General features: G+C 43.4%; 5 protein-coding genes. 1 reads left to right on the forward strand and 4 read right to left on the reverse strand.

Annotation, left to right across the window (positions count from 1 at the left end; all coding sequences use genetic code 11):
- Positions 1-138: 138 nt before the first annotated feature.
- Genes rpsR through NSP_RS15500 form a run of 3 tightly spaced genes read right to left on the reverse strand, consistent with a single transcriptional unit; the run spans position 139 to position 1,153 of the window.
- On the reverse strand, positions 139-354 hold the full coding sequence (rpsR, locus tag NSP_RS15495) for a 30S ribosomal protein S18 (RefSeq protein ID WP_006195056.1): 216 nt from the start codon (positions 352-354) through the stop codon (positions 139-141).
- 2 nt (positions 355-356) lie between these two features.
- Positions 357-551, reverse strand: a complete 195-nt coding sequence (gene rpmG, locus NSP_RS24285) for a 50S ribosomal protein L33 (RefSeq protein WP_006195055.1) — start codon at positions 549-551, stop codon at positions 357-359.
- Between the two features lie 44 nt (positions 552-595).
- Complete coding sequence (locus NSP_RS15500) at positions 596-1,153, reverse strand: RDD family protein (protein ID WP_006195054.1); 558 nt, start codon at positions 1,151-1,153, stop codon at positions 596-598.
- A gap of 53 nt (positions 1,154-1,206) precedes the next feature.
- Between NSP_RS15500 and NSP_RS15505 the strand changes: the two genes are divergently transcribed.
- Positions 1,207-2,454: a molybdopterin molybdotransferase MoeA gene (locus tag NSP_RS15505; RefSeq protein ID WP_006195053.1), complete on the forward strand. Its 1,248-nt coding sequence runs from the start codon at positions 1,207-1,209 to the stop codon at positions 2,452-2,454.
- A 216-nt stretch (positions 2,455-2,670) separates the two neighbouring features.
- Here NSP_RS15505 and NSP_RS15510 read toward each other — a convergent pair whose 3' ends face one another.
- Positions 2,671-6,840, reverse strand: coding sequence for a chemotaxis protein CheB (locus tag NSP_RS15510; RefSeq protein WP_006195052.1), 4,170 nt, complete (start codon positions 6,838-6,840; stop codon positions 2,671-2,673).
- Positions 6,841-7,596 lie beyond the last annotated feature (756 nt).

Raw genomic sequence — 7,596 nt, forward strand, 5'->3', positions numbered from 1 at the left:
TGATTTGATTCATGGCACAAATTTAAAATCCCAAATCCCAAACCCCAAATCCCAGATTCTAGATTTTGAGCAACTACCTTCAGGTATGAAGTCAATCTAAAATCTAAAATCTAAAATCCAAAATTGAGTGACTTTTTCTTAAGCTTCTGCATTGACAAATGGCAATAAAGCCACAATCCGCGCCCGTTTAATTGCTAATGTCAAGTCTCGCTGTTGCTTACAGGTAAGTCCAGTAATCCGGCGTGGTAATATTTTTCCCCGCTCGGTAATATACTTACGCAACAAATCAACATCTTTGTAATCAATTGGGTCTCCTGGCTTAATGGGAGACAGGCGACGACGATAATAACTCATCTTTACTTAATTTCCTTGTGTACAGTGTGTTTGTTGCAATGGGTACAGAACTTTTTCAGTTCTAAGCGGTTAGTCGTGTTGCGACGGTTCTTGGTGCTGGTATATCTGGAAACACCAGGCGATCTCTTATCTGGGTTAGTACGACACTCAGTACATTCGAGTGTCATTATTATGCGGGCACCTTTACTCTTAGCCATAATCTTACAATACAGTCAAGCCTGAAGGGAATTAACACAAATTACTATCTTCTCACACTTCGGCGCATTTTTTCAACTAATCGCTGAATTTTTATATCTAACGAATAGCCCCGGCGCGACGAAACTATGAAAGTTCCAGCATAGCGGTCGTGTAGAGCTTGCTCCATCTGATTATCAGATAAAGCAGCACCACAATCAATTGCTAGGGGAAGTAATAGCAGTATAGCCGTGGGGTTAGCTCTGATGTTGCCCAAGGCAATTGACACCAAAAGCGCACCAATTCCGATTATAGCTTCTCGTTTGAGCAGCGATCGCAAGGTGGGAATTCTGCCTGTAATTTCGCCATTCCTAACTTCGAGTATTTTCAGGTCAAAAGCCCAACGCCCTAAGCTCTGCCCTTGATTGTTGTAAACTACCAGTATCCGAAAAATCACCCAACAGAACAGAAAAACGAGAATTTGCACCCACTGGATACCGATTTGATTGCCTCCCAATATAGAACTGATTAACCAGACTCCCAGGAAATCTAGCCCTAATGCCATTCCTCTCCGGACAATATCAGCTTTGGGATAGTGTATTTCCGGGACTCGTTCTATAGTCATAAAAAAATAGAAATTTATTTTACTTGAAGATGACAAAATTGGAGTCATTCGCCATGCTATCAGTTAGCGATGCCGAGGCAATTATTTTAAATTTGGTGCGACCGTTAGATCCGCAACGGGATATAGAAATTATAGATTTATTGGCAGCAGATCATCGCATTTTGTCCACCCCCGTCACCAGTAAATTAGATTTTCCCCATTGGGATAATTCGGCAATGGATGGCTACGCAGTTCGTTACGAAGATGTCCAGCAGCCAACCAGTTTAGAAATTGTCGAAGAAATTCCCGCAGGATATCAACCCCAGTCTACAGTCAAAGCGGGGCAAGCAGCGCGTATTTTTACAGGTGCGGTGATGCCAATGGGGGCGGATACTGTGGTGATGCAGGAGAAGACGCGCCGGGAAGAAAACCGGGTATTTATTTTGGCTGCGCCACAACCACAAGAATTTGTTAGACACAAAGGGGCTTTTTACCAAGCAGGAAAACAACTTTTACCTAGAGGAGTTAAATTACATCCGCCTGAAATTGCGGTGTTAGCTGTGGCGCAATGTGCAAAGTTAAGTGTTTACCGTCGTCCTCGTGTGGCAATTTTTTCTAGTGGTGACGAGTTGGTAACGCCTGATAAGCCCCTCCAACCTGGTCAAATTGTCGATTCTAATCAATATGCTTTAGCTGCTTTGGTGAAAGAGGCGGGGGGAGAACCATTATTGTTAGGTATTATTCAAGACAATCCAGATGCTTTGAGGGAGGCGATCGCCTACGCCATAACTCATGCTGATATAGTTTTATCTTCTGGTGGTGTGTCTGTAGGTAATTATGACTATATTGATCAAATTCTAGAATCTCTGGGAGCTAAAATTCATATTCAGTCTGTAGCCATCAGTCCCGGTAAACCCCTCACCGTCGCCACTTTCCCCACTCCCCACTCCCCACTCCCCACTCCCCACTCCCCAATTTACTTTGGTTTACCGGGAAATCCTGTTTCGGCTTTAGTAACTTTCTGGAGATTTGTGCAGCCGGCTATGAGAAAGCTTTCGGGGTTGGCTGGAGGCTGGGAACCGGAATTTCTGAAAGTGCGATCGCATCACGAGTTAAAATCCAATGGCAAGCGGGAAACATACATTTGGGGTAGCTTGCATTTAATTAATGGAGTTTACGAATTTCACAAAGCCGATGGTAGTCACAGTTCGGGCAATTTGATTAATTTAGCACAAACTAATGCCTTAGCTGTTCTACCTGTGGGTACAAAATTGATTTTTCCCCAAGCAGAGGTGCAAGTTTTACGGGTTGCGCTCGGATGAAATGTGTTTTTTAGGAGGAACGAACCACGAAGGACACATTCGCGCAGCGTCTCCCCTTGGGAGAAGAACACAAAGGAAAGAGGTTTCACCAGAGTTTTTGCGTAAGTCCTAAGTTTTTCTCAAGACTGCACCAAAGTAATTTCTTCCTTTCTTCCTTTCTTCCTTTGCGAACTTTGCGAACTTTGCGGTTCGTTTTTTCCTAATTTTCCATCGTCGCTACTTCAATCTCCCAGCCAAAGTAGCGACTATAGATAATAATTGAGCCGGCGGAATAGGTTTAGCGAGGTGCATTTGAAAACCTGCGGCTAAAGCTTCTGTATGGTCTGCATATTCAGCATAGGCTGTGAGGGCGGCGGCGGGAATTTGTCCCCCTGCTTCCGGACTCAACTTTCTCACCTGACGAATTAAGCTATAACCGTCCTCTTCTGGTAAACCAATGTCAGATAAAAGTACATCATACCCACCGGGGTTAGCTTTCAGTGTTGCTATAGCTTGTTTTGCTGATTCTACTCCTGTCATTTCCGCTCCATACTCTTCTAGCACGATTTTAAATAACTGGCATATATCTGCTTGATCATCTACGACTAGGACTCGGACTCCTTCCAGAGATGGAATTTCATCCATTGAGAGTTCTGGCTGATTTATGCAGGTGGCTGGTTCCGTGGATATCGGCAGAGATATCTGTTGCTGGGGAGCTTGCAGAGGTAGCCTGACGGTAAAAGTTGCCCCTTGACCTTCACCCTGGCTTTCGGCATCAATTGTACCACCGTGGAGTTCTACCAAATAGCGGACAATGGAAAGCCCCAGCCCCAATCCAGGGTTGGAGCGAGTTCTGCTACCATCTGCTTGACGGAATCGCTCAAAGACGTGGGGAAGAAAGTCAGCACTAATGCCATAACCAGTGTCGCTGATTTGAATCTGAGCCTGAAAATCCGTGTAATCTAGGCTGATGGTAACTTTACCCCCGCTTGGGGTGAATTTTATGGCGTTAGAAAGTAAATTCCAAAAAACCTGCTGTAAGCGATTTGCATCGCCTACCATACTTCTGGGTGCAGGAGCTAGGTTGGATTCAATTTGAATATTTTTGGCTTCTGCGGAGAACCGGACAACCTCCATAGCAGATTCAATTACGGAAACCAGATCAAGTTTTTGGGCATCGATCCGCAGCCTCCCGGCACTAATGCGGGAGATATCTAACAAATCTTTAATCAGATGGGCTTGAGCTTGGGCGCTGCGCTCAATAGCTGCTAACCCCTTATTAATTGTCGCTTGATCAAATTGCTTCTTTTGTAATAACTTCGACCAGCCCAGCATAGAATTAAGTGGGTTCCGCAGTTCGTGGGAGAGAATCGATAAAAACTCATCTTTGGCGCGGTTGGCGGCTTCCGCAGCATTGCGAGCTGACTGTTCTTGACCTAAAAGGTGGGTGCGTTCTGCTTCTAATTGCTTTTGCTGAGTAATGTCTTCAATTACCAGCAGAATCATTTCCCTATTGTCTGTTAGGGTCATTTTTCGGGCATTGAGCCGCATGATTTTGTGTCCAATTTGCTCAAAGTTGTGTTCAACTTCCAGACCTTGAAACTGGTTGTGATGGGGGAGAATTTCTTCTAAAAGCGATCGCAACTGGGGAATATTCCACTGTCCATTCCCCATTTCATAAATTAGGCGTTGTTCTGTTTCTGCTGGTGAAACCTGGAATGTATCGTAGAAAAATTCATTAGCACTAATGACTCTTAAATTAACATCTAGCACCACTAAAGATTCCCGCATGGTATCGACAATGGCCTGCACATAATCTCTGGATGTTCTTAGCTGTTCCGAACTGCGTTTGAGGTCGTCAATATCAACTAAAATCACCACAGCACCATCAATTTTGTTGTCTATTGTCCGATAAGGTCGAATCCGCAGGTCATACCAACGCCCGTTTTTGTCTTGAACTTCTTGCGTTTTAAAATTGAGAGTACCAATTACATCTAAAATTTGTTTCTCTAAGTCAGGAATATTCAAGTTGTGATTAATATCACTGATTGGTCGCCCCATATCACTGGAAATTAGGTTAAAAATTTTCTCAGCTACCGGGGTATAGCGGCGAATTTGCAGATTTCCTCCCAACATCAGGATGGGAATATTAATACTGCTGAGGAGATTTTGTAAATCGTTGGTGACTTCGTTTGACTGGATATTACGCCGTTGCAGTTCGTCATTAATCGTATTCAGTTCTTCGTTGGTAGCCTGAATTTCTTCCTTGGCTGTTTCTAATTCCTCATTGGTGCTTTGTAATTCTTCGTTGCTGGAGAGAATTTCTTCGTTAGCGGCTCGTAAATCTTCATTGGTGGCTTGCTGCTCTTCAATAATTGATTGCAGATACTCTTTATTAGCTGCTAACTCTTGTTTAAGTCGTTTAATCTCCTGCTCTTGCTCGTTGGGCTTGCGTCGCCCAGTCCGCCCAGGAGGGCTAACAGCTTCTAAAATAGCGGTTGAGGAGGATGATGATGCAAGCAGCACTAAAAAGTACCATTCTCTAGCCGCAGGAGGTTTAAATGGCACAACATCAATTTTTATCTGTCTAACTTGCTCATTATCTCTCATTTGTATGCCTGACTTACTCACCGGCACTTCTCTATTTTTGGCTTGATGAATAGCAGTACGTAACTCTAACCGTAATTCATCTTTCGCCATCTTCATTAAGTTAAAATTGGGTCTGCCTAGTGGTGGTTGCAGATAAGGACTGGTATTTCCCCGGAATTGCAAAATTTCCCAATCTTCGTTAATAATTACACCCACCGGAGCGTAGTCATTTAACACAATCAGATCAGCTGCTTTATACAGTTCCACATCATTCCAGGTATCTGCGCTGACTGGTGGCTGGGTATTGACAGTTTCTAAAGGATAGTTGTTGGTAATCAGATCCATACCCAAGCGAGTTGCAGTGATTTTGCGGGAGTATATTTTATTCTTTCTATCCACTAAAGCAAACAAGTCCGGGAACTCACCGACTGTTTCCGATGTGCCTAACATCAAAAAACCATTGGAATTCAGACCGTAGTGGAAAATCGGCAGCAGCTTTTTCTGCACAGCGCTGCCCAAATAAATTAGCACATTGCGACAGGTAATTAAATCCAACCGGGAAAATGGGGGGTCGCCAATCAGGTTTTGTCTGGCAAAAACGCACAGTTCCCGCACTGGCTTGCTAATTTGATAACCGCCCTCGACGGGGACAAAGAAGCGCTGGAGCCGTTCTGGTGAAATATTTGCTACTTGATTTTCTTTGTAAATACCGTTGCGCGCTTGTTCAATTGCTAATTCGTTGATATCACTGGCAAAAATCTGGATGGGAAGATTAATTCCCTGATTAGTTAAAAACTCTAGCAAGCAGATAGCGATAGAGTAGGCTTCTTCACCTGTAGAACAACCAGCTACCCAAATGCGGATGGGTGAGTTTGGGGTTCTATTTTTGGTAATTATGGGAAAAATTTCTGTCTTTAAGGCTTCAAAGGCTTCGGGATCGCGGAAAAAACTGGTGACAGTAATTAATAAATCTTGATATAAAGCTTTAATTTGTGCGGGGTTCTCTTGGAGATAACTGACGTAATCTTCTAGCTTGTCTAGTTTAGATAACATCATCCGTCGCTGGATGCGCCGCTTCAGGGTGGTTTTTTTGTAATGGCTAAAGTCAACTTTGGTCGCAGTTCTCAGCAAACTGAAGATGTTTGTCAGAGCATCTCCGGTTTCAGGTGTTGTATCTATGGCTTTAACAGGGGTGGGATGATTAACGTAGGGATGATGACTGATATTAGCTAATTCTGCGGCAATTTGTTTTGGTGTTAAAATAAAATCTACATATCCAGAAGCTACGGCTGTATTCGGCATACTATTAACTTTTGCCGATTCTTCACACTGAGCAAAAGTGATGCCCCCAGCTGCTTTGATTGATTCTAGTCCCTTTGTACCGTCAGAGTCACCCCCGGACAGTACAACCCCAATGGCTTTGTTTCCCCGTTCTTCGGCTAAGGAAATAAAGAAAGTATCAACTGTCATGGAAAATCCATGCGTCTTTTTTCGTGGACTCAGTTGCAGGATTCCTTGACTAATGGTCATCATGCTATTGGGCGGAATCACATAAACATGATTTGGTTCTACAACCATGCCATGCTCGACTTCTACCACAGGCATTTGGGTGGTGCGAGCCAGAATCTCTGTCAACAAACTTTTTTGATGGGGGCTGAGATGCTGAATTAAGACAAATGCCATACCTGTATCAATAGGTAAATGGCTAAGTAGTTCTCTAAATGCTTCTAATCCTCCCGCAGAAGCACCCATTCCCACAACGGGAAATAATTCGTTTTGGCTAACCTTCCCGTGAGAAGAGTTGGATTGAGAGTTCATTATTTTTAGCCGAGTAGGTTTCGGAAAATTCTTTATTATCAATTCAACTTTGATGACTCTGATTCTACTCTAGCTAAAACCGTTTGACCGAAAAACGAGACGCAAGCCCCTGACTTTAGGCATGGGGAGAAGGCGGTAAGAACTTTTAAGTTCCGTCAAACGATTGCGTGGCTTTAGCCACAGTGTTAAAATAGATTAGCGAGAAAACAAGTAGGAATAACCTTCAGCGCATTGAAGTATCCTAGTACGGAGCAATCCCGGCAACGGACATATCCGACTCGATTCGGAATAGTTAAAGGGCGAATAATGGCAGGATATGGAGCGTTCATCTTTAAAATATGAAGGACTCAGAAAGTATGCGCGAATGAGAGCAAAAGCTCTTTGAGTGAGTAGAGGGATACTTGAATGTCCCGTTGTCGCCTTTTTCAGGTAGGCAAGAATCCCCTGGCTTTAGACGTGGGGAGGTTCAAAAATTAGACGAGAAGTGAATTCATGTAACGCACCAGTCGCAGAGAATAAGAGTTAAAGAAATGTAAGTTAATTTTTCTTGTACAGTCCTATGATGGAATTAAGCTGTTTAAGTGGTTAGAGTATTCAAGATGGTTTCCACCGAACTACTTAGTAAACTCCAAGGACTCAACCGTGCCGATAAATTATACATTGTTCAGGTTTTAATTTCAGAATTAGCCCAACAAGAAGCTGATCTAATTAAACCAAAGCAATCTTATCCCGTTTGGTCTCCCTACGATGCTTTGA

The sequence above is a fragment of the Nodularia spumigena CCY9414 genome, assembly GCF_000340565.2.
GTDB classification, from domain to species: Bacteria; Cyanobacteriota; Cyanobacteriia; order Cyanobacteriales; family Nostocaceae; genus Nodularia; species Nodularia spumigena.

Coding starts and splice junctions, on each gene's coding strand:
- NSP_RS15500 (WP_006195054.1), bottom strand. CDS start 1,153: ATGACTATAGAACGAGTCCCGGAAATACACTATCCCAAAGCTGATATT.
- NSP_RS15510 (WP_006195052.1), bottom strand. CDS start 6,840: ATGAACTCTCAATCCAACTCTTCTCACGGGAAGGTTAGCCAAAACGAA.
- NSP_RS15505 (WP_006195053.1), top strand. CDS start 1,207: ATGCTATCAGTTAGCGATGCCGAGGCAATTATTTTAAATTTGGTGCGA.
- rpsR (WP_006195056.1), bottom strand. CDS start 354: ATGAGTTATTATCGTCGTCGCCTGTCTCCCATTAAGCCAGGAGACCCA.
- rpmG (WP_006195055.1), bottom strand. CDS start 551: ATGGCTAAGAGTAAAGGTGCCCGCATAATAATGACACTCGAATGTACT.